This is a genomic window from Streptomyces sp. CB02056, from assembly GCF_001905545.1.
GTDB lineage: Bacteria > Actinomycetota > Actinomycetes > Streptomycetales > Streptomycetaceae > Kitasatospora.
The window spans coordinates 1-22954 of sequence record NZ_LIPD01000028.1 but is presented as its reverse complement, the minus strand read 5'-3'; the positions used below and the strand labels follow the sequence as shown (position 1 = coordinate 22954).

At 75.1% G+C, this 22954-nt stretch carries 11 protein-coding genes; 1 reads left to right on the top strand and 10 read right to left on the bottom strand.

Annotation, left to right across the window (positions count from 1 at the left end; all coding sequences use genetic code 11):
• Positions 1-50 precede the first annotated feature (50 nt).
• The 10 genes from AMK13_RS40275 to AMK13_RS40230 all read right to left on the bottom strand — a co-directional run bounded on the left by AMK13_RS40275 (position 51) and on the right by AMK13_RS40230 (position 18801).
• Positions 51-1235 (bottom strand): cytochrome P450, encoded by a 1185-nt coding sequence (locus AMK13_RS40275; protein ID WP_074006452.1) that lies wholly within the window; start codon positions 1233-1235, stop codon positions 51-53.
• Positions 1235-2014 carry a thioesterase II family protein gene (locus AMK13_RS40270; protein WP_241853240.1) on the bottom strand — a complete coding sequence of 260 codons (780 nt, stop codon included), beginning with the start codon at positions 2012-2014 and terminating at the stop codon, positions 1235-1237. Before AMK13_RS40270 ends, AMK13_RS40275 begins: the two co-directional genes overlap by 1 nt.
• Positions 2011-3804, bottom strand: a complete 1794-nt coding sequence (locus tag AMK13_RS40265; protein ID WP_079272956.1) for a non-ribosomal peptide synthetase — start codon at positions 3802-3804, stop codon at positions 2011-2013. Before AMK13_RS40265 ends, AMK13_RS40270 begins: the two co-directional genes overlap by 4 nt.
• Positions 3805-3813: 9 nt before the next feature.
• Positions 3814-8256 (bottom strand): non-ribosomal peptide synthetase, encoded by a 4443-nt coding sequence (locus tag AMK13_RS40260; protein WP_074006472.1) that lies wholly within the window; start codon positions 8254-8256, stop codon positions 3814-3816.
• 32 nt (positions 8257-8288) lie between these two features.
• Positions 8289-13016, bottom strand: coding sequence for a non-ribosomal peptide synthetase (locus AMK13_RS40255; RefSeq protein ID WP_241853239.1), 4728 nt, complete (start codon positions 13014-13016; stop codon positions 8289-8291).
• 123 nt (positions 13017-13139) lie between these two features.
• Positions 13140-14402 carry a glutamate synthase-related protein gene (locus AMK13_RS40250; protein WP_074006451.1) on the bottom strand — a complete coding sequence of 421 codons (1263 nt, stop codon included), beginning with the start codon at positions 14400-14402 and terminating at the stop codon, positions 13140-13142.
• Positions 14399-15391: an asparagine synthetase A gene (locus AMK13_RS40245; RefSeq protein WP_074006450.1), complete on the bottom strand. Its 993-nt coding sequence runs from the start codon at positions 15389-15391 to the stop codon at positions 14399-14401. Before AMK13_RS40245 ends, AMK13_RS40250 begins: the two co-directional genes overlap by 4 nt.
• A gap of 121 nt (positions 15392-15512) precedes the next feature.
• A complete protein-coding gene (locus tag AMK13_RS40240; protein WP_241853243.1) occupies positions 15513-16808 on the bottom strand; it encodes a methylaspartate mutase in 1296 nt (431 codons plus the stop codon).
• Between the two features lie 92 nt (positions 16809-16900).
• Complete coding sequence (locus AMK13_RS40235; RefSeq protein ID WP_049658201.1) at positions 16901-17353, bottom strand: cobalamin B12-binding domain-containing protein; 453 nt, start codon at positions 17351-17353, stop codon at positions 16901-16903.
• Positions 17354-17508: 155 nt separating this feature from the next.
• Positions 17509-18801, bottom strand: coding sequence for a helix-turn-helix domain-containing protein (locus AMK13_RS40230; RefSeq protein ID WP_074006448.1), 1293 nt, complete (start codon positions 18799-18801; stop codon positions 17509-17511).
• A 568-nt stretch (positions 18802-19369) separates the two neighbouring features.
• On the opposite strand from AMK13_RS40230, the gene AMK13_RS40225 reads away from it, so the two are divergent.
• Positions 19370-22954: DUF7617 domain-containing protein (locus tag AMK13_RS40225; RefSeq protein ID WP_074006447.1), on the top strand; the 3585-nt coding region annotated here is incomplete at its 3' end.

The window sequence follows — 22954 nt, the reverse complement described above, 5'->3', positions numbered from 1 at the left end:
CGTCGGCCACCCTGTCGGCCACCCCGTCGGCCGGCTCGGCACCCGGCGGTTCAGCGCGGGGTGAGGCGGACCGGGAAGCGGTCCAGGCCGAAGTTGATGATCGAGCGGTTGTGGACGACCGGCCCGGTCTGCTCGATCACGGCGACGCGCTCCAGCAGCGCCGTGAACAGGCCGCCGAGTTCGGCCTTGGCCAGCGGCGCGCCGACGCAGTAGTGGGCGCCGAGGCCGAGCGCGAGGTGCTTGTTGGGGGCGCGGTCGAGCAGGATCTCCTCGGGCCGGTCGAAGGCCTCCGGGTCCCGGTTGGCGGACCAGACCCAGACCGCGACCCGGTCGCCGCGCCGGATGGTGCGCCCGTCGAGCTCGGTGTCCCGGCTCGCGGTGCGCAGGGTGTGCAGCCCGACCGAGGTCCAGCGCAGGAGTTCGTCCAGCGCCGAGTCCATGCCGACCTCGCCGCGCTGGAGCCTCCGCCACAGCTCGGGGTGCCGGACCAGGGTGTACAGGCCCATCGCGGCGGTGTGGCGGACGGTCTGGACGCCGCCGACCACGATGTTGTCCAGGTTGAGGACGACGTCCTCGATCGGCAGCAGCCTCCCGCCGACCCGGTAGGTGGCCATCATGCTGATCAGGTCGTCGCGCGGGTCGCTGCGCCGCAGCATCACCTGGTGCAGCAGGTACGGGATGAGCTGCTGGTGGCCGGCCCGGCGCTCCTCGGGGGTGCGGCCGAGGAACGCGACGTCGCAGACCCGCTCGACCATCTCGCGGTCGCCCTCGGGGACGTCCAGCAGGTCGCACATGACGGACAGCGGCAGCGCGGAGACCGCGTCGACGAGGTCCACCTCGCCCAGTTCGACGGCCCGGTCGACGATCGAGGCGGCGAGTCCGGCGATGCCCCGGGCGGCCCCGCGCACGGCGCCGGGCGAGAAGAACGGGTTGGCGGGGGCGCGCAGTTCGCGGTGCCGGGGCGGGTCGGTGAGGGCCATCATCCGGCCGGAGCCGACCGGGACGTTGCCCTCGCCGGCTCCGAGCAGCGAGCCCTGCTCGGAGCTGTAGACGGCGGCGTTGCGCAGCACCTCGGCGGAGTGCCGGTAGGAGAGCACCGACCAGACCGGCCCGTCGTCGACGGTGTCGGTGCGGTGGACGGCGGACTCCCGGCGCAGCTCCGCGACCAGCGCGGGGGTGTCGGGCCGGGCCCAGAGGTCGGGGTCGGTGAGGTCGACCGCGGTGGTGGTGGGCATCAGTGCTCCGTCCGGGACAGGTGCGCGGCGCCGGGCCGCGCGATGAGGGAGGTCAGCAGGTCGACCGGGCCGGGCCCGTCGACGGTGGCGAGCAGGTGGCCGCCGGGGACGACGTGGTGGCCGGAGCCGCCGCTGGTGTGGGCGGCCCAGCCTTCGAGGCCGCCGACGGCCAGGAGCGGGTCCTCGGCGCCGACGACGGTGTGCAGGGCGGAGCCGATCGGCGGGTGCGGACGGGGCCGGTAGGTGTCGACCACGTCCAGGTCGGTGCGGATGCCGCGCAGCGCGTGCTCCTTCAACTCGGCTTCGCCCTCGACGAGTTGTCCCATTCCGGCGAGGCGCAGCAGCTCGTCGGCGGTGTACTGGGGGCGGTCCGCCCCGGCCCAGGCGGCGGGCGGCGAGGCGGAGGCGGCGACGACCAGTTCGGGCCGCCGCCCGGCCGGCAGCGCCCGGGCGGCCTCGTAGCCGAGCAGGGCGCCGAAGCTCTGCCCGTAGAAGCCGAACCGCCCGGTCAGGTGCGGGCCGAGGGCCTCCAGGACGGCGTCGACCAGCAGGTCGAAGCTCGCGGGCATCGGGTGGCCGAGCCGGCCGCCGCGGGCCGGCGGGCGCACCGCCCAGACCTCGGCCACCGGGGCGAGGGCGCGGGCCAGCGGGGTGTAGGCGGTGGCGTCGCCCCCGGCGTGCGGGAAGCAGAACAGCCGGTACGGGCTCCGCGGTTGGGGCACGGGGACGAACAGCCAGTCCCCTTCGACGCGGGGCCGCACCCGCAGGGCGGTGGTCATGCGCCGGCCGCCCGGGCGCGGGCGGTCAGGGCGGGCCGGGGGGCGGCGGTGCCGGCCGCGACGGCCCGTTCGACGGTGGCGGTGAAGGCGGCCAGGTCGGCCGAGTCGAGCAGGTGGCGCAGCTGGAGTTCGATGCCGAGGCGGCGGCGCAGCAGGTGGACGACCCGCAGTGCGGCGATGGAGTGGCCGCCGAGCGAGAAGAAGTCGTCGGTGGGCCGGAGGCCGGTGACGCCGAGCACGGTGCCCCAGACCTCGGCGACCTGCCCGGCCAGTCCGCCGGCGCCCGAATCCGCGGCGGAGCCGGAGGCGGCGGCGGAGGCGGGGGCGGCGGCGGAAGCGGGCAGCGCCGCCAGGTCGACCTTGCCGTTCGGGGTGAGCGGCAGGGCGTCCAGCACGGTGATCACCGAGGGCACCAGGTGAGCGGGCACGGTGGCCCGCAGCCGCTCGGTCAGCTCGGCGGCGGTGACGGCGCCGGTGACGTAGCCGGCCAGCCGGCGGTCGCCGGGGGCGGGCTCGTGGACGGTGACGGCGGCGGCCCGGACGCCCGCCAGCCGGGCCAGGGCGTGCTCGACCTCGCCGAGCTCGACCCGGTAGCCGCGCAGCTTGACCTGGCGGTCCACCCGGCCGACGTACTCCAGCCGGCCGCCCTCGCCGCGCCGGGCCTGGTCCCCGGTGCGGTACATGCGTTCCCCGGTGGCGACCGGGTCGGCGACGAAGCGTTCGGCGGTCAGTCCGGGCCGGCCGAGGTAGCCGTGGGCGAGGCCGGGCCCGGCCAGGTACAGCTCGCCGACGACGCCGTCGGGGACGGGGGCGAGCTTCTCGTCCAGCAGGTGCAGGCTCACCCCGGGCAGCGGCTCACCCAGGTGCGGTCCGGGGCCGCTGATCGGCGCGGTGACGGCGTCGACGGTGCACTCGGTGGGCCCGTACAGGTTGAGCGCGTCGACGCCGCCGTCGGCCAGCTCGCGCCAGGTGCGCTCGGGGACGGCCTCGCCGCCCATGAACAGCCGCGGCACCCGGGCGCCGGCCAGCGGCTCGCGCAGCAGCTCCCAGTGCGAGGGGGTCAGGTCGAGGTCGGTGACGGCGTGCTCGGCCAGCAGGGCGGCCACCCGGGCCGGGTCGGCGCGGTGCTCCTCGCCGATCACCAGGACGGTGTCGCCGCGGCAGATCCGGGCCCACTGCTGGACGGAGGCGTCGAAGGAGACGCTGGCGTTCCAGCCGACCACGCCGGGCTCGGCGCGGTAGGCGCCGCTCGCCTCCAGGGCCGTGACCAGGGCGGCGACGGCGCCGCGCGGCACCTCGACGCCCTTGGGGCGGCCGGTGGAGCCGGAGGTGTAGATGACGTACGCCGGGTCCAGCGGGTGGGCGTGCTGGGGCAGTTCTCCCCCAGCCTGGCGGCCGGGAGGTACCCCCAGCCCGTCGGCGGCGGCGTCCGGGCGCAGCACCGGCACCCCGTCGGCCGCCGGGAGGCCGTCGGCGCTGATCAGGGCCGCGAGCCGGGCGTCGGCGGCCATGTGGGCGAGCCGCTCGGCGGGGTAGGCCGGGTCGAGCGGGACGTAGGCGGCGCCGGCCCGCCAGACGGCGAGCAGGGCGACCGGCAGGTCGGCGGTGCGGGCGAGGTGGACGCCGACCCGGTCGCCGCGGCCGACGCCGCGCTCGCGCAGGGCGCGGGCCAGGGCGGCGGTGCGGCGGTCGAGTTCGGCGAAGTCCAGGCGGTCGGCGCCGGCCAGGACGGCGGTGCGCCCGGGGTGGGCGGCGACGGTGTCGCGCAGGCGGTCCAGCAGATCGGTCATGACGGCTCCTCAGGACTCTCGGGCGGCGGCGGCCATGGTGTGCAGGGCGGCGGCGTAGGTGTCGATGAACTGCTCGGCGGTGTGGTCGGCGACCAGCGAGCGCTGGTGGTCCACGGCGAGCAGCACCCGCTGCGTGACCGGGTCCTGGATGACCGAGGCGCCGAAGGCGAAGCTGTTGGGTTCGTGGCGCAGGGTCGGCTCGGTGCCGATCCGGCCGTCCACGATGCGGGCCGAGCTGAGCCGGCCGAGGGCGTGGAAGCGCAGGTAGCCGAACTGGCTGTCCAGCGCGGTGTCGGTCATCAGCCGGGCGAGGCGGGCGAAGGGCACCCGGCGGTGCGGCATCATGTCCAGCTCCTCGCGGTGGACCTCGCGGACCAGGGCGAGCAGGTCGTCGGTGGGTTCGCAGCTCAGCGGGACGGTGTTGAGGAACAGCCCGTACACCTCGGTGCCGCCGAGCCGTTCCAGCCGGCCGTTGACGGCCAGGCCGGTGGTGACGCGCCGACGCCCGGTGACGGCGGCGAGGGCGTGCAGGTGGGCGGCGAGCGCCACCGACTTGACCGGCACGCCGAGCGCGTCGGCGACGTCGCGCAACTGTCCGGGCGCCTCCGGCAGGACCCGTTCGACGGTGCGCGGCGCCTCGTGCACGGACTCGCTGCCGGGGAAGGACTGGCCGCTGACGCCGTCCAGCCGCTCGCGCCAGTAGGCGAGCGAGCGCTCGTCCCCGGCGGCCTGCCGTTCGACGGCCACGAAGTCGCGGAAGGCGGTGCGCGGCGGCGGGGCGGGCGCGCCGAGCGGGTCCTCGGCGATGGCCGTGTGGCGTTCCAGGATCTCGGTGAGCAGCGAGGTGAAGCTCCAGCCGTCGAGGATCGCGTGGTGCTCGGAGACGGTGAGCTGGAAGGCGTCCTCGGCGAGGCGCTGCACGGTGATCCGGAACAGCGGCGGCGCGGTGAGGTCGAAGGGCGTCCACCGGTGGGTGTCGAACACCTCGCGGATCGCGGCGTCCTGGTCCGCTTCGGCGGCGCCGCGCAGGTCGGCGAACTCGACGGGGGCGGGCAGCCGGCCGTGGACGAGCTGCAGCGGTTCGCCGTAGCCGGACAGGTCCAGGCCGGTGCGCAGCACGGCGTGGCGGTCCATGGCCTCGGCGACGGAGCGGCGGAAGGCCTGCTCGTCGAGGTCGCCGGAGATCTTGTAGGAGTTGACGTTGTGGTAGCTGTCGGTGCCGCCGGCGATCTCCATGTGGAAGACCATGGAGAGCTGCATGGACACCATCGGGTAGGCGTCGACCAGGCCGGGCGGCAGGTCGGCGCGGTCCTCCGGGGTGACCAGGGCGAAGGGCTCGTGGGCGTCCGGGCCCTCGGTGACGGGCTCGGCGAGCGGCAGCAGGGCGGCGACGGTGGGGGCGTTGAAGACGTCCCGCAGGCTCAGCCCCCAGCCGCGCTCGTGCAGCGCGCCGGCCAGCTGGACGGCCCGGATGGAGTCGCCGCCGAGGTGGAAGAAGTCGTCGTGGACGCCGATGCCGTCCACCCCGAGGACCTCCGTCCAGACGGCGGCGAAGGCCTCCTCCTCCGGGGTGCGCGGCTCGACGTGCCGGCCTCCGGTGGCGGTGGCGCGCTGGCCGGGGGCGGGCAGCGCGGCGCGGTCCACCTTGCCGTTGACGGTCAGCGGCAGCGACTCCAGCACGGTGAAGCTCGCCGGGACCATGTACGGGGGCAGCGAGCGGCCGAGGAAGGCACGGACGTCGGCGGGCTCGCGTCCGGTGACGTACGCGGCGAGGCGGTCCTCGTGCACGGTGACGACGCAGGCGTCCACGTCCGGGTGGGCGGCGAGCGCGTTCTCGATCTCGCCGAGCTCGATCCGGAAGCCGCGCAGCTTGACCTGGAAGTCGGCGCGCCCGATGTACTCCAGCCCGCCGCCGGGCAGCCGCCGGGCGACGTCGCCGGTGCGGTAGAGCCGGGCCCCGGGCGGGCCGTACGGGTCGGCGACGAAGCGCCCGGCGGTGAGGCCGGGGCGGCCCCAGTAGCCGTGGGCGAGGCTGCCGCCGCCGATGTACAGCTCGCCGGCCGCGCCGGGCGGCACCGGCCGCAGCCAGTCGTCCAGGACCTGGGCGCTCAGGTGCGGCATCGGCGTGCCGATCAGGCTGCGCTCGAAGCCGGCGCTGCCGGCCAGGTCGTGGGTGGTGACGTGGACGGTGGTCTCGGTGATGCCGTACAGGTTGCACAGCCGGGCCGGGGGCGGCGGGTCGAGTTCGAACCAGCGCTGGACGACGGCCGGGTCCAGCGCCTCCCCGCCCAGCATGATCCACTTCAGTGCGGGCAGGGCGCGCGGGCTGCGCCGCAGCACCGGCTCCAACTGGCGCAGCGCCGAGGGGGTCAGGCAGAGGTACGAGACCTCCTCCTCCGCCAGCAGCTGGGCGAACTCCTCCGGCGAGCGGCTGGTCACGTACGGGACGACGACCAGGCGGGCGCCGTGCAGCAGGGCGCCCCACATCTCCCAGACCGTCCAGTCGAAGGCGTAGCTGTGGAAGAGCGTCCAGGTCTCCCGCGGACCGAAGCCGAAGTGCCGCTCGCCGTCCGCCATCAGCCGGCTGACGTGCTCGTGGGCGACGGCGACGCCCTTGGGGCGGCCGGTGGAGCCGGAGGTGAAGATGACGTAGGCGACGTCGCCGGGGCGGCCGGCGGCCGGCGGGCGGGTGTCGGGGCGGACGGCCAGGTCGGCGGCCTCGGCGGTCAGGTCGTAGGCCTGCCAGGGGCCTTCGGGCACCAGGTCCGGGCGGTCGGTGACGACCAGGGCGACGCCGGTGTCGCCGAAGACCAGCGCGGCGCGGTCGGCGGGGGCGGCCAGGTCGACGGGCACGTAGGCGGCGCCGGTCTTGAGCACGCCGAGAACGGTGACCAGGACGTCGGCGGTGCGGTCCAGCAGCATGCCGACGCGGTCCCCGGGGCCGGCGCCGCGGGCGCGCAGGGCGTGCGCGAGGCGGTTGGCCCGGCGGTCGAGTTCGGCGTAGCCCAGGGTGCGGTCGGGGTCGCTGACGGCGGGCCGGTCGGGGTGGGCGTCGGCGGCCCGTTCGAACAGGTGGTGCAGGCAGTGGCCGGGGGTGTCGGTGGCCGCGGCCCCCTCGGCGGGGCGGGTGGTCAGCCGCAGCACGGTGGCGTCGGGGTCGTCCAGGGCCGCGGTGAGCAGGGCGTCGAACTCGGCGGCCAGCCGGTGGACGGTCTCCGCGTCGAACAGCTCGCTGCGGTACTCGGCCTCGCCGCGCAGCTCGCCGCCGTCTCCCCCGTCGAAGACGGACCAGGTGAGGTCGAACTTGCTGGTGCCGTTGGAGCGCACCCGGCTGCGGGCGGTGGCCGCCGGGCCGAGCGCCAGCGGGGTGCGGTCCTCGCCATGGGCGCCGAACACCACCTGGACCAGCGGCGGGTGCTGGGCGCTGCGGGCGGCGCCGAGCCGGTCGACGATCTGGTCGAAGGGCAGATCGAGGTAGCCGTACGCCTCGAAGGCGACGTCCTGGACGTGCTCCAGCAGGTCCCGGAAGCTCAGCGCGGGCGCGAGCCGCAGGCGCAGCGGCAGCAGGTTGACGAAGTAGCCGAGCAGGTGCTCCAGTTCGGGCCGGTCGCGGGTGGTGACCGGGGTGCCGACCACCAGGTCGTCGGCGCCGGTCCAGCGGTTCAGCAGCAGGGCGAAGGCGGCCAGTTGGACGGTGAACGGGGTGACGCCCTCGGTCTCGGCCAGGGCGCGGACCCGCGCCGCCGTCCCCGGGGCGAGGTCGAACCCCTCGGTGCGGCCGGCCGCGCCGCGCTCGGCGGGCCGGGGCCGGTCGGTGGGCAGCTCCAGCAGCGCGGGGGCGCCGTCCAGCTGCTCCTTCCAGTAGGTCAGGTGCTCCTCGTAGGAGGTGCCGAGCTCCTCCTCGGCGCGGTCGGCGTACTGCACGGTCAGCTCCGGCAGTTCGGCCTCCCGGCCGCGCAGCGCCGCGTCGTACAGCTCGGCGAGTTCGCGCTCGAAGACCTCGGCGGACCAGCCGTCCCAGACGATGTGGTGGACGGTGAACAGCACGGTGGTGCGCTCGTCCGCGAGCCGGAAGGCCTCGGCGCGCAGCAGCGGGCCGGCCGCCAGGTCGAAGGGCTCGGCGCAGCGGGCGGCGAGCAGCTCCTCCAGGCGCGCGGCCCGGTCGGGGTGGTCCCGCAGGTCGGTCTCCGCGAGCGGCACGGCGAGCCGGTGGTGCACGTGCTGGCGGGGGCCGTCGGGGTGCAGCGCGAAGGTGGTGCGCAGGGTCTCGTGCCGGGCGGTGACGGCGTCCAGCGCGCGTCGGAGCAGCGCGAGGTCGAGCGGGCCGGTGACGTCGAGGGTCCAGGGGGTGCAGTAGGTGACGGCCTTCGGGTCGAGGCGGTCGAGGAACCAGAGGCCGCGTTGCAGCCCGGAGACGGGCGCGGTGCGCGCCGGGTGGTCGGACGGGCTCACGGCCTCGTTCCCTTCGTGTGCGGTGCGGCCGGTCACCGGGCGGCCAGCCGTTCGGCGATGGCGCTCACGGTCCGGGCCCGGAACACCAGTTGCGGGGGGACGCGGCTGCCGGTCTCCCGGGACAGCCGCATCGCGACCCGGACGGCGGCCAGCGAGTTGCCGCCGATCCGGAAGAAGTTGTCCTCGCGGCCGACCTCGGCGAGGTCGAGCACCTCGCGCACCGCCTCGGCGACCAGGCGTTCGGCCTCGGTCAGCGGGTCGGCGGCCTCGTCGGCCGTCGCGTCCTCGTCGGCTGCGGCCGGGCGCCCGGCGGGGGCGGGCAGCGCCTTGCGGTCCACCTTGCCGTTGTGGTTGAGCGGCAGCGCGTCCAGGACGTCCAGGGTCGCGGGCAGCATGTGCTCGGGCAGCAGGCCGGCCAGGTGGTCGAGCAGGGCGTCCGGGCCGGGGGCGCCGGCGGCGACGGTGACGTAGGCGGCGAGCCGGCGGTCGCCGGGGGCGGGCTCGTGGACGGCGACGGCGGCCTCCCGGACGGCCGGGTGGCGGGTGAGCGCGTCCTCGATCTCGCCGGGTTCGACCCGGAAGCCCCGGATCTTGACCTGGTCGTCGATCCGGCCGGTGACCTCCAGCAGGCCCTCGGCGGTGCGGTGGCCGAGGTCGCCGGTGCGGTAGAGGCGCTCGCCGGGGGCGCCGTACGGGGAGGCGACGAAGCGTTCGGCGGTCAGGCCGGGCCGGCCGAGGTAGCCGTGGGCGAGGCCGCCGCCGGTGGCGTACAGCTCGCCGGTCACCCCGGGCGCGACGGGGCGCAGCCGCTCGTCCAGGACGAGGACGCCCTTGCCGTGCAGCGCGACGCCGATCGGGATGGAGCCGCCGGCGGCGTCGGCGGGGCCGACCCGGTGGCAGGTGGTCAGGCCGAGGCTCTCCACCGGGCCGTAGCCGTTGGCGACGACCAGCCCCGGGTAGGCCTCCAGGGCCTTGGCGACATGGGTGGTGGAGGCCCGCTCGCCGGCCGTGAAGGCGAGCTTCAGGCCGTCGTAGGTCTCCGGGAACTCCTCCAGTAGGAAGTTGAACAGGCTGGCGGAGAGCTGGAGTTGGGTGACGCCGTGGCGGCGGGTCAGCTCGGCGACGGTCTGCGGGTCGGGGCGCTGACCGGGCTGGAGGACGCAGGTGCCGCCGAAGCAGAGCGCGCCGTACAGCTCCAGCGCGAAGGCGTCCCAGGAGACCGGCGAGCACTGCAGCCAGACCTCGTCGGGGCCGAAGCGGGCGTAGTCCTGGCCGAGGTAGGTGGTGGTGAGCGCGCGGTGCGGGACGGCGACGCCCTTGGGGCGGCCGGTGGAGCCGGAGGTGAACATCACGGTGGCGAGGTCGGCGCCGTCGACCGGCAGGCCGAGGTCGTGGGCCGGGTACCGGGCCAGGTCGGCGGCCGAGGCGTCCAGGTCCACCTGGCCGGGGACGGCGAACGGCACGGTGGCGCGCCGGTGGGTGACCACCGTGGCGGCGCCGGTGTCGGCGACGGCGCCGGCCAGCCGCTCGGCCGGGAAGTCCGGGTCGAGCAGGGTGTAGGCGGCGCCGGTCTTGAGGGCCGCCAGCAGGGCGGTGACCAGCTCCGGACCGCGCTCGGTCAGCACGGCGACGGTGTCGCCGCGGCCGATGCCCCGGCCCGCCAGGTGGCGGGCGAGCCGGTTCGCGGCGGCGTTCAACTCGCCGTACCCGACCGTCCGTTCGCCGGACACCAGGGCGACGGCGCCCGGCTCGCGGGCGGCCCGCGCCTCGAACAGGGCGTGCACCGGCACCTCGACGGCGGCGGCCAGGGTGCCCAGCCACTCCTCGCACAGGCCGGCCATGGTGGCCGGGTCGAAGAGGTCGCTGTCGTACTCGAAGCGGCCGGTGAAGCCGGTGCCGAGGTCGTCCACCGAGACGGACAGGTCGAAGCGGGAGACCGGGTTGGAGTGCAGGGAGCGGGTGACGGCGTGCCCGCCGACCGTGAACGGCCGGGGGTCCAGCGGGTGCAGCTCCAGCAGCACCTGGCAGAGCGGGTTGCGGTCCTCGGGGCGCTCGTCGAGCACGGCGTTCGCGATGTCGTCGAAGGGCACCTCCTGGTGCCGGTAGCCGCCGATCGACACCTCGCGCACGTGCCGGACCAGCTCGCGGAAGGAGGCGCCCTCCTCCAGCTTCAGCCGCAGCGGCAGCAGGTTGACGAAGTAGCCGATCAGGCCGTCGAGTTCGGCCCGGCCGCGGGCGTTCACCGGCGAGCCGAGGACCAGGTCGTGCTGCCCGGAGCGGCGGTGCAGGGTGAGCGCCAGCCCGGCCAGCAGCACCATGAAGGGGGTGGCGTCCTCGCTGCGGGCGAGCGCCCGGACGGCCTCGGCCACCGGGCCGGGCATGGCGAAGCGGTGGAAGGCGCCCCGGAAGGCCTGCTCCTCGGGGCGGGGGCGGTCCGGCGCCAGCGCGTCGGTGGTCGGCGCGTCGCGCAACTGCTCGCGCCAGTAGTCGAGTTGCTTCTCCGCGGTGTCGTCCTGGTACTGCCAGGCGGCGTAGTCGCCGTACTGGACGGCGAGTTCCGGCAGCTCGGCCGGGCGGCCCTCGGCCAGCGCGGCGTACAGCTCCTGGATTTCGGCCTCCAGCACGGGCAGCGAGCCCTCGTCCCAGACGATGTGGTGGAGGAGCAGCAGCAGCGTGGTCGCCCCGCCGGCCCGGAAGACCCGGGCCCGCACCAGCGGCCCCCGCGCCAGGTCGAAGGGCTCCAGCGCGGCCTCGGCGACCAGCTCGTCCACCCGGTCGGCGGTGGTCTCGGTGAGCGTGAACGGCAGCTCCACGGAGGGGTGGACGACCTGGCGCGGGCCGTCCTCGGCGAGCTCGAAGGTGGTCCGCAGGCTCTCGTGCCGCTCCACCACCCCCGCCAGCGCCCGGCGCAGCAGCTCGGGGTCGACCGGCCCGGAGAAGCGGAACACCCAGGGCACCACGTAGGTCGGCGCGTCCGGGTTCCACTGGTCGAGGAACCACAGGCCGCGCTGGAACTTCGACAGCGGGGCCTCGGCGGCGCCCGAGCGCACCGGGGCCGGGCGCGCGCCGCCGGTCGCGGAGGTCACCGCGGCGGCGAACCCGGCCAGGGTCGGCGCGTCGAAGATGGTGTACGGCGACACCATGCCGAAGACGTCGAAGACCCGGCCCACCACCCGGACGGCGGTCAGCGAATCGCCGCCCAGGTGGAAGAAGTTGTCGTCGGCGCCGACCTCCGGCACCCCGAGCACGTCCGCCCAGACCGCCGCGATCAGCTGCTCGGCGGGGGTGCGCGGCGGGCGGCCGGCCGCCCTGCCCTCCGGCGCCGTCCGCGGCTCGGGCAGCGCCGCGCGGTCCACCTTGCCGCCGGCCGTCAGCGGGAAGGCCTCCAGCACGGTGAGCGTCGCCGGGACCATGTGCTCGGGCAGCCGCTCGGCCAGCCAGGCCCGGGCCTCGGCGTACCCCGGCGCGGCGCCGGTGACGTACGCGGCCAGCCGGCCCTCGTGCGCCACCACCACGCAGCCGGTGACGCCGGGGTGGCCGGCCAGCACCTGCTCGACCTCCCCGGGCTCGACCCGGAAGCCGCGGATCTTCACCTGGTGGTCGGTGCGGCCGAGGAACTCCAGCGGGCCCTCCCCGGTGGCTCGGCGCACCAGGTCGCCGGTGCGGTACATCCGGGCTCCCCCGGGGCCGTCCGGGTCCGCGAACGGGTCGGCGACGAAGCGGCCGGCGGTCAGGCCCGGGCGGCCGAGGTAGCCGGAGGCCAACAGCGGCCCGCCGACGTACAGTTCGCCGGCCTCGCCGGGCGGCACCGGCCGCAGCCGCTCGTCGAGCACGTGCAGCAGCCGCCCGCCGACGGCGGTGCCGATCGGCACCCGGGCGCCCGGCTGCTCCTGCCCGCCGTCGAGCCGGTGGACGGTGGCGGTGACCACCGTCTCGGTCGGACCGTACGCGTTCAGCAGCGGCACCCCGGTCGCCGCCCACCAGGCGGCGGCGGTGGCCGGCTCCAGCTTGTCGCTGCCGGAGACCATCAGCCGCAGGGTGCGCGGCACCCGGCCGCCCAGCGCCGCCACCACGTCCTGGAAGTAGCCCGCGGCCAGGTTGGCGACGGTGACGCCCTCGGCGTCCAGCAGCTCCAGCAGCGCGGCCGGGGCGAGCAGCCGCTGCTCCGGCAGGACCAGGCAGGCCCCGGCGGACAGCGCGCCGAGCACCTGCTCCACGGCCACGTCCACGGTCGGACGGGCGAACTGCAGCACCACGTCCCGCTCGGTCAGGCCGAGGGCCTCGACCACGCCGGCCAGGTGGCCGGTCAGGGCCGCGAGCGGGACGTGCACGCCCTTGGGGCGGCCGGTGGTGCCGGAGGTGTAGATGACATAGCCGGCGCCCGCGCCCGCGCCCTTCCCTTCGCCGAGCTCGGTGAGCTCCTCGCCGTCGAGGGCGAGCCCGGCCCCGGCGTCCTCGACGATCCAGCGGTTGCGCTCCTCGGGCGCCTCCCGGTCCAGCGGCAGGTAGGTGGCCCCCGCCCGCAGCGCCGCCAGCAGCGCGACCACGTGGTCCAGCCGGTCGCGGCCGGTCACGGCGACCGTCCGCCCGGGGGCGAGCCGGGCGGCGAGGGCGGCGCTCAGTCCGTCCAGCTCCCGGTAGCTGACGGTCCGGGCCCCGGCCCGGACGGCCGGCCGCTCCGGGAAGCGCGCGACGGCGGAGGCGAACGGCGCGAATGCGGGCGCCGTGAATTCGACGGGAAAACCGCGAGAGGACATCATCCAGCCCCAGATCGTGAGAGGAATCGGCGAAGAAGGCGATAGGGGGATTACGAAGGCCCTATCGGCAGAACGGGCGGAAGGAAGTCGGCAGTTTCCTTCTGCCGCTTCCCGAGCAGGCCAGGGCTACCGGCCGAGGGGGATTCCGGAATTCCCGGGGGACCAGACGTCCGCCTCTTCCAGGGCCTCCGGGGAGTACTTCCCGAGCGCGCTGATCAGCAGCCGGAGTTCCAGCGCCAGGCATTCCGTGAAACGGCGGAGCCCGGATTCCCGGTCCTCCGCGACGGCGAGCAGCGCCGCCCGCCCGAGGCCCACCGCGCGGGCCCCCAGCGCCAGGCTCTTGACCGTCCGGGCGCCCTCCCAGATCCGCCCGGAGACCAGCAGGCAGGGCGGCGGCACGACCGCCAGCCGGCGCAGGCACTCCGCGAGCGGCAGGCCGACGTGCGGCAGGAACACCCCCGGCGCCCAGCCGGTGCCGCCCTCCGCGCCGTCCACCACGACGGCGTCCGCCCCGGCCTCGTGCGCCACCCGGGCGGCCTCGGCCACGTCCCGGCCGGGGTAGAGCTTCACCCAGATCCGCACCCGCGGGTAGTTGTTGCGCATCAGCCGGATCTGCTGGCGCAGGATCTCCGCGGTGAAGGTGCCCGGGGTGGCGGCGCGCAGCACCCGCCCGTCGCCGAACAGCGGGTCGAGCCCGAAGCGGTCGCCGAGCGCGGCGGCGGCCTCCGCGTCCAGCACGGTCATCCCGCCCAGGCCCGGTTTGGCGCCCTGGCCGACCTTCAACTCGAAGGCCAGCCGCCCGGATTCGAGCAGCGGCAGGGCGGCCGGGTCGCTGTGGACGAGGTTCCACACCTCGGCGTCGGCGTCCTCGGTGCTCTGCTGGACGGCCACCCCGCCGAGCCCGTCCGGGAGTTCCTCGCCGTAGGCGCGCAGCCGGCCGAGCAGGGTGCGGTCGGCGGCCTCGCCGAGCCGGCCGTAGCCGTTGACCGGCACCACGTTCTCGCCGATCACCATCGGGATCCCGAGCGCCCCGGCCTGCCGGCTGAGGGCCAGTCCGAGGTCGCCGCCGGCCGCCCGGGTGGAGCCGGTCGCGGAGACGTACACCGGCAGCGCGGAGGCGAACCCGCCGATGGTGGTGGCGAGTTCGACGTCTCGGTAGTCGGGCTCGCGGCCCAGGTCGATCAGCTTGGCGAGCCGCTGCGGCAGGAACAGCGGCGGGACGATCCGCAGGGCGTCGAGGGCGTCGGACGGCTGTGCCTCCTCGGCCGCGCCGGCGCCGAACAGCACCCGCCCGTACTCCTCGGCGGGCGGGAACACGGCGGCCGCCCCGGCCCGGGCCCGCCTCCGGACCTCCTCCTCCGGGAACCCCGGTGCGGTCAGGTCGCTCATGGCGACACCACCCCGGCGACCTTGGGGAACGCGCTGGCCTGCCAGACGGCGTCCAGCCCGGCGACGTACCGGGTGAGCCGCTCGACGCCGATGCCGAAGCCCGCGCTGGCCGGCACGCCCTCACGCACCAGGTCCAGGTACCAGCGGTACTTCTGCGGGTTCTCGCCGGTCTCCCGCATCCGGGTGACGATCTCCGCGTAGTCGTTGGTGCGCTGGCTGCCGCTGCACAGCTCGCCGTAGCCCTCGGGCGCGAGCAGGTCGAAGTTCCGCAGCAGGCCCGGGTCCTGCGGGTGCTCGCGGTCGTAGAAGCCGCGCGAGCCCTTCGGGTAGTCGGTGACGAAGAACGGCCGGTCGCGCCGGGCCGACAGCAACGCCTCGCCCTCCCAGTCGAGTTCGGCGTCCAGGCTCTGCGGGTGCCCGATCCCGCGCAGTTCGGCGACCGCCTCGGCGTGCCGGACGCGGCCGAAGGAGCCCTTCAGCAGGTCGGCGAACGCCTGCGGGTCCCGGCCGAGTTCGGCGAACTCCTTGGGCAGCTCGCGCACCGTGCTGCCGACGATGTGCACCACCAGCTCCTCGGCCAGCCGGACGGCGTCGTCCCGGCTCGCGCCGGCCGCCTCCACGTCCAGCTGGTGGAACTCGGCCAGGTGCCTGCTCGTCCCGGCGGTCTCCAGCGGCTCCAGACGGACGTTCGGGGCGATGCAGAAGATCTTGTCGAAGGCGAGCAGCGAGGCCTGCTTGTACAGGATCGCGCTGGTCATCAGCTTGTAGCGGTGGCCGTAGAAGTCGATGTCCACCTGCTTGGAGCCGCGCGCGCCGGGGTCGGTGACCGGGCCGATGATCGGCGGCAGCAGCTCGGTGAAGCCCCGGCCGCGCAGGAACTCGCGGGCGGCGGACAGCAGGTGCTGCTGGATCCGCAGCGCGCTGCGGGTGGTCGGGTCGGTCAGGTGCCGGCCCGGATCGGTCGGGGGCAGGGGGGTGGCGTCGGGCATGGTCGGAGTCCTCTTCTCTCGGGGGGCCGTGGTCCGCCGTCGGGGGCGCGGGCGGTCGTCGGTGGTGGAGCGCCGGCCGGGCGGGACGGCTGGAGCGCGGGCGGCTCGGCGGAGCGGCGGCTCAGCGCGCGACGGGCAGGCCCCGGGCGGCGGACGCGGACGCGGAGGCGGCGGCGTACCGGGCCCGGCCGTCGTAGCTCCGCTGGACGTGGGAGAGGGCGGCGAGCAGCCCGGCCGAGCCGGGGACCGGCGCGCGGCCGCGCTCGCCCAGCCCGGCGATCGGCATCGAGCCGACCGAGGACCAGTACAGCCGCCCGTCCGGGCCCAGCGCGCTGCGCGTCCGCCCGGCGTTGTCGGGGTGCAGGCAGTACGGCACGTCCAGGTAGCCGGCCGCGAACGCCCGTACCAGGGCCCGCCCGACGTCGGCGTCCAGGTCGAGCACCGCGCCGATCAGCGCCCTGGCCTCGGCCTCGATCCCGGTGTCCGGCGGCACGGCGGGACGGCGGCCGGACGCCGGGGGCCGGGCCCGCTCCGCCGTGGCGGCCGCGGCGGCGGCCTCCAGCGCCCGGACGTTCTCGGCGACGGTCGGGATGCGGTGCGCCTCGGCCGTGGTCTTGACGATCAGCCGGGCCGCGCCGCCGCGCACCGCGAGCCGCGCCGCGTCCTCCAGCAGCAGCCGCGCACCGCCGGGCGAGCGCGGGTACACGCCCATGTACGCGTACACCACCAGGTGCCAGTCGACGTCGGTGAGCAGTTCCCCCGCGATCCGGCCGAGCGCGGCCAGCGCCTCCTCGTCCTGGCGGGCGTCGGCCTGCTGGGCGTAGCTGAGCGAGATGCTGCGCAGCCCGTGCCGGCGGAAGAACAGCGCCTCCAGCACGCTGACGGCGATCAGCAGCGAGGGCGGGCAGAGCTGGCCCATCAGGCAGCCGCCGAACGTCTCCAGGTGCGGCTCGGCGCGGAACTCCCGGACGGAGGCCAGCAGTTCGCAGCCGCGACGCCAGCGGGCCACCGCCTCGTGGAGCGGGGTGCGGCCGTACGGCAGGCAGTAGGAGACCGGTCCGCCCTCGGTGGCGTCCAGGCCGGCCGCCAGCAGCGCCTCGACGATCCGCTCCGGCGCGGCCGAGCCGTGCCGGACCTGCACCGGGAAGCCCGCGTCCGCCACCCCGCGCAGCACCGCCCGGGTGACCTCGACGGGGTGGGTGGCGATCGGGTAGCCGTTGAGGCCCGCCCCGGCGGCCAGGGCGCGTTGGGCGGCCGCGAGGTCGCCGGTGCGGGTGTAGCTGTCCAGGGTGATGGTGCCGACGGTGACGGCGGCCGCGCCCCGGGTGGCGAGCAGGCCCGCCCGCATCGGGGCCGCCTCCGCCATGCCCATCCGGGGCTGGACCACCAGCGCGCCCGCCTCGGCGGCCTGCGCCACGAACGCGCCGAAGCCCGTCCCGGCGGGGCCCGCCCGTTCAGAACCGGCCGCCGCGGGACCGAACCCGGCGGGACCGGCCCCGGCGGGAGCCGTCACAGCAGCACCCCGGAGCGCAGTCCGCCGACGAAGGCGCGGAACCCGGCCACCGCGGCGCCGTCCTCGAAGACCGCGTCGAACCCGGCCGCCAGCAGCGCGCGTTCGCGGTCCGGGTCGTCGGCCCCGGCGATGCCGAGCTTGCCGCCGATGACGGTCGGGGTGCTCCGCAGCTCCGGGCAGGCGCGGAGGGCCTCGATCACCCGCAGGCCCTCCTGGTGGCCGTGCCCGTTGACGCTGCTGATCACGATCAGGTCCGGTTCGGCCCGGCGGCATTCGGAGAGCAGCAGCGCGTCCGGGACGCACGCGCCCAGGTTCGTCACCCGGTGGCCCATCTCCTCCAGCAGGAACTGGAGGTACACCAGGTTCCAGGTGTGCGAGTCCGAGGCCGTCGTCGTCACGACGACGTCCAGACCGCCCGGACCGTTCTGTTCGGCATTCCCGTGCTCCACGACTCCGCCCTCACCGGTAGTGATCCTCGATGGCGTTCCGTCGCGTTCTGCGCGGCGGCCCGGCCCCACGGAGAACGCTAGGAACGATCGGGCCCGGCAAGCGGCAGCTCCGGCGGCATTAAGCGGCAGAATGGGTCGGCCGGCGGCAGAACCGGTCAGCCCGCGGCCGCCAGCAGCGGGACGTCCCCGGCCGGCGCGAGCCGCGGCCCGGGCTCCTCCCGGACCAGCCGGCGGCACAGGTTGAGGACGGTGAAGCGCACGCCGTCCCGGGCGGGCACGCTGCGGATCAGCCCCCGCGACAGCAGTTCGTGCACCGTGGCCAGGCAGGTCTGCAGCGTCCAGCCGCTGCGGACCACCGCGTCCTCCCCCGACCAGTCCCCCGGCTCGTCCACCAGCACTTCCAGCAGGGCGCGCTGACGGTCCGTCAGGCAGAGGATCGCCGGCTCCAGGTCGTCCCGCAGGTCACCGCGCGCACCGAACACCACCGGCGGCGCCGCCAGCGTGAACGGGACGGCCGCCAGCCCGGCCACCAGCTGGGCGGTGGACCGCACCAGCGCCCAGCCCGCCGCCCGCTCCAACGCTCCCGGCAGGCCGTCCAGTCGGCGGCAGAGCTCCGCGACGGCGGGCGCCTCGGAGCGCTCCAGGGTGTAGCCGGGCCGCAGCCGGCACAGGTGCGAGAGCAGCAGCCGGACGGCCCCGACCTGCGCCAACGCCTCGGGCTCGGCATCGAGTTCGGGGTCCGGTACGGGCAGCGGCGCGAGCGGGATGACCTGGCCGCCGGGCAGCGGCCGGGCCTCCCGGGCGGTGATCAGCACCCGCAGCCCGGGGCAGTGGCGGAACAGCCCGTCCAGCTGCCCGGCGTCCACCCCGCCGTCGGCGCCGTCCAGCACCAGCAGGGCGGGCCGCTCGCCGATGTCCCGGACGAGGTCGTCCAGCCGCCCGCGCCACGGGTGCGGGCCGCCGCCGCAGTCCACCCAGCGCACCGACCAGCGGACGGCCAGGTGCAGCCGGCGGGCCACCTCCAGGGCGAGCCGGGTCTTGCCCACCCCGCCGAGGCCGACCAGCGAGACCAGCCGGTCCCCGTGCACGGCGAAGGCGTCGGCCAGCACCTCGGCCTCCGCCTCCCGGCCGACGATCGCCCCGCGCGCCACCGGCGGGGCGGCCGGCTCGTCCCCCGGCTCGTCCGCGGCCTGCTGCCGGCGGGCGGCCTCCTCGAAGTCCGTCCGGCTACGGCCCTCCAGCCGCAGCGCGTCCGCCAGCAGCCGGACGGTCTCGTTGCGGGGCCGTCGCACCCGGCCGCTCTCCATGTCCCGGATCGCCCGCACGCTCAGGGTCGCGTGATCCGCCAGGCACTGCTGGGTCAGCCCGATCCGCTCGCGCCGTAGCCGCAGCAGCTCGCCGAAACCCGCCGCCGTTCTCACCGCTTGCACCGACAGCCCGCCGTCCATGCCTCGTCTGCCCTTCGTGGTCCGGACTCCTCCTGACGTCGGGACCGGTGGCGGCGTCAGCCACGGGCGCCCGTACGGCCCGTGGTCCGGCCGTACGGGACCCGGCGATCAGGCTGTGGCCTCCGGACCGGTTCCCTCCGGGTCCCGATGCTCCAGGCTCGCCGTCTACGCCCGATCAACGGCCGATCACCGGCCCTACCCACGACCTTCACCCGGGCCTCACAGCCCGCCCGCCACCTGGGCGGCCTCCCCGACGCATCCGGGTGAACCGTGGTGCCACTCGGGCACGTTAATGCGGTTTATCGGATTTTCGGCACGCATACTACGCCCGTACTGTCACTGTCCGTATTGGGTCAACAACACCCCGCATCCGCTCCACGACCCCCGTGCCCGTCACCACCGCCATCCACCCCGCGCCGTCCAACCCACCGCCGTCCAACCCACCGCTGTGCAGCCCACCGCGTGACACCGGACCGCTCGACCGAAGGGAATCGTCATGAGGCGCTGTCCAGCCACCAGCGGACACGAGCGAAGTCGACGCGGCCGCCGACACGGAGGCCGACCCGGGATGGACACGCTCCGCGACCGCCTCGTCGGGGCCGTGCTCACCCTCCTCCTCGCGTTCGCCACGGCCTCCGGCTCCTTCGCCGCCCCCGCCGTGGCACACGCGCCCAGCCGTGACCCCCGCACCCCCGCCACCGGCACGACGGCCGCCCCCGCCGACCAGCGGAACGGCCGCCACGGCGTCCGCCAGCAGCCCGTGACCCTGGCGAAGACCGGCACCGACACCACCACCGGCAGCACCACCCAGACCGCCCAGGGCGACACCGTCCGCTGGGTCGTCTCCGCGACCAACCCCGACGGCGCCCCCGTCAGCACCACCGTCACCGACGCCATCCAGGGCGGCCCCGGCAGCACACCGCAGACCCAGTCCTACGTCCCCGGCTCACTGCAGGTGCCCCCCGGCTTCACCAAGCAGTGGTCCACCGACGGCGGCACGACCTTCTCCGGCACCGACCAGGGCGCCGCCACCAACGTCCTCCAGGCCACCAACCCGACGCTCTCCTCCCCGGCGACCGGCCAAGTGGTCCAGATCCCGCCGCCGTTCACCCCGATCAACACCGCCACCGGCGGCGACGGCTTCACCCCCATCCGCTACACCGCCACGATCAACGGCGTCCCCACCCCCGAGATCTGGAACATCTACCACCACGGCTTCTCCAACACGGCCAGCGTGGTCTGCACCGACCTGCTCACCAACGGCCCCTGCCCGACCCCGAGCGGAGCCCCCGCCACCTGGCCCCAGGCGCTGAACTCCTCCGCCGCCGACACGACCACCGGCGACATCGGCAGCACCCGCACCCCGACCTACGTGCAGATCGGCTCCCGGCTGTACTACGCCGCGATCAGCCGCGTCACCCAGGCACTCATCGGCGTCGGCTGCATCGACCTCCAGGCCCAGACCAGCTGCGGCCTCACCCCGCTCCAGACCGGCACCGGCCTGGTCATCGGAGGCGTCGTCCAGGCGCCCAACCAGCTGATCTACGCGGTCTCCGGCACCGGCGAGATCCTCTGCTACGACCCCGTCGGCAACTCCTCCTGCGGCACCTTCGACATCGGCCTGCCGCCCAACGAGGGCCAGGTCGCCTTCAGCGGCGACTACGCCGGCATCATGCGGGTCATCAACGGCAAGATCTACGTCACCGACAACCAACTGGCCCCGCTGCCCACGGTGATGTCCTGCTTCGACCCGTCGACGAACGCCGCGTGCACCGGCTGGGCCACCCCCAAGACCGTCGTCACCCCGACCGGCACCGAAGCCGCCCGCGCCGACAACGTCTTCGAGATGTACGACACGGCCGGCACCGTCACTGGCGTCTGCACGGCGGTCGGCGGCGTCGAACTGGCCGTCACCCCGCCCGTCGGCACCGTCGTCTGCTTCGACTTCGCCGGCAACCCCGTCGCCGCGCCCCCCGGCCTGCAGACCCTCCTCAGCACCAACGTCGCCCCCGGCGAATCCAACTTCCAGGTGCCGCTCACCATCACAGCCCCCAACGGACACCTCGAAACCGAGTTCCCGTTCTGGATCTACCTCAGCATCTCCCCCACCTCCAACAGCTCCGAGTTCTGCTACGACTGGAACACCCAGGCCCCCTGCGCCCAGTACGGCACCAACGGCGTCGTCAACGGCCCGCCCAACGTCAACGGCGGCGACACCAGGCCGTACGGCTTCGCCTACGACGGCCAGTGCAAGTACAGCCTCGGCGACACCGGCTACCTGTTCTCCATCGACCCGATCACCGGCGCCTCCCCCTGCCTGAAGACCAAGGCCCAGGGCAGCCTCAACCCCTCCGCGTACTACTGCGACGGGGCCACCGGGCACGTGAGGTCGTACGGCACGGTCAGCCTCCTCGGCCTCGACCCCACCACCGTCGACTTCACCCAGTCCTCGGTGACCGTCCTGGCCTCCGACGGCACCACCATCGGCACCTTCCCGTTCAACCCCACCACCGAGACGGCGGACATCTCATCCGTCCCGACCAGCGACTCACCGATCCAGGTGATCGCCAACCTCACCCTCGTCAACGGGTCGTCCTTCACCCCCGGCAACCACCCGCAGATGCAGGTGACCTTCGTCGGCGACGCGCCGCAGATCTGCTTCGAGACCACCGTCTCCACCGACTGCTCCGTCACCGCCGTCTCCAACCAGGCCTCCGCCGTCACCAACGGCCAGCCGCCCGTCACCTCCAACACCGTCACCCTCCAGGTCACCCCCGGCGCCGAGTGCGCGCCGAAGCTGGAGATCCTCAAGGAGGTCTGCACCTCCACCAGCGCCGCCGACTGCGGGCCCGGCGGCCCCGGACCATGGGCCAAGACCACCACCCTCGCCCCCGGCGGGACGGCCTACTGGCGGATCACCGCGACCAACACCGGCCTGGTCAACATCACCGGCATCACCCTGGACGACACCGTCACACCGTCCTGCGTGACAGCCGCCGGGACGTTCGACCTCGCAGCGGGCGCCTCCCATCAGATCTTCTGCAACCTGCCGGGCGTCACCCAGTCGACGACGAACACGGTGACCGCCTCCTTCCCCGGCCCCGGCGGCACCCCGGTCAGGACAGGGCCGTCGGAGGCGAGCGCCGTCGTCCCGTCGCTGGCCATCAACAAGGAGGTCTGCACCTCGGCCAACGCCGCCGACTGCGGCACCGGGGGTCCGGGCCCGTGGGCCAAGACCACCACCGTCGCGCCTAACGGGACGGCGTACTGGCGGATCACCGTCACCAACACCGGCACGGTCAACGTCACCGGCATCACGCTGAACGACACCGTGACGCCCTCGTGCGTGACGGCCGCGGGGACGTTCGACCTGGCGGCGGGCGCGTCCCAGCAGGTGTTCTGCAACCTGCCGGGCGTCACCCAGTCCACCACCAACACGGTGACGGCCTCGTTCCCGGGGCCTGGTGGCACCCCGATCACCACGCCGCCGTCCGAGGCGAGCGTCGACGTCCCGTCGCTGGCCATCAACAAGGAGGTCTGCACCAGCACCAACGCCGCCGACTGCGGCGCCGGTGGCGCGGGACCGTGGGCGAAGACCACCACCGTCGCGCCGAACGGCACCGCCTACTGGCGGATCACGGTGACCAACAACGGCCCGGTCAACATCACCGGCATCACCCTCGCCGACTCAGTGACGCCCTCGTGCGTGACGGCCGCGGGGACGTTCGACCTCGCCGCAGGCGCCTCCACACAGGTCTTCTGCAACCTCCCGGGCGTCACCCAATCCACCACCAACACCGTCACCGCTTCCTTCCCCGGCCCTGGCGGAACACCCATCACCACACCGCCCTCCGAGGCGAGCGTCGACGTCCCGTCCCTGGCCATCAACAAGGAGGTCTGCACCTCCACCAACGCCGCCGACTGCGGCACCGGAGGCGCAGGCCCGTGGGCGAAGACCACCACGGTCGCGCCTAACGGCACCGCGTACTGGCGCATCACGGTGACCAACAACGGGCCCGTCAACATCACCGGCATCACCCTCGCCGACTCAGTGACGCCCTCGTGCGTGACGGCCGCGGGGACGTTCGACCTCGCGGCAGGCGCCTCCACACAGGTCTTCTGCAACCTCCCGGGCGTCACGCAATCCACCACC

What these genes read in the sequence shown, in the direction of transcription:
- AMK13_RS40275 (WP_074006452.1), bottom strand. Translation starts at nt 1,235, where the DNA reads ATGCCCACCACCACCGCGGTCGACCTCACCGACCCCGACCTCTGGGCC.
- AMK13_RS40270 (WP_241853240.1), bottom strand. Translation starts at nt 2,014, where the DNA reads ATGACCACCGCCCTGCGGGTGCGGCCCCGCGTCGAAGGGGACTGGCTG.
- AMK13_RS40265 (WP_079272956.1), bottom strand. Translation starts at nt 3,804, where the DNA reads ATGACCGATCTGCTGGACCGCCTGCGCGACACCGTCGCCGCCCACCCC.
- AMK13_RS40255 (WP_241853239.1), bottom strand. Translation starts at nt 13,016, where the DNA reads ATGATGTCCTCTCGCGGTTTTCCCGTCGAATTCACGGCGCCCGCATTC.
- AMK13_RS40250 (WP_074006451.1), bottom strand. Translation starts at nt 14,402, where the DNA reads ATGAGCGACCTGACCGCACCGGGGTTCCCGGAGGAGGAGGTCCGGAGG.
- AMK13_RS40245 (WP_074006450.1), bottom strand. Translation starts at nt 15,391, where the DNA reads ATGCCCGACGCCACCCCCCTGCCCCCGACCGATCCGGGCCGGCACCTG.
- AMK13_RS40230 (WP_074006448.1), bottom strand. Translation starts at nt 18,801, where the DNA reads ATGGACGGCGGGCTGTCGGTGCAAGCGGTGAGAACGGCGGCGGGTTTC.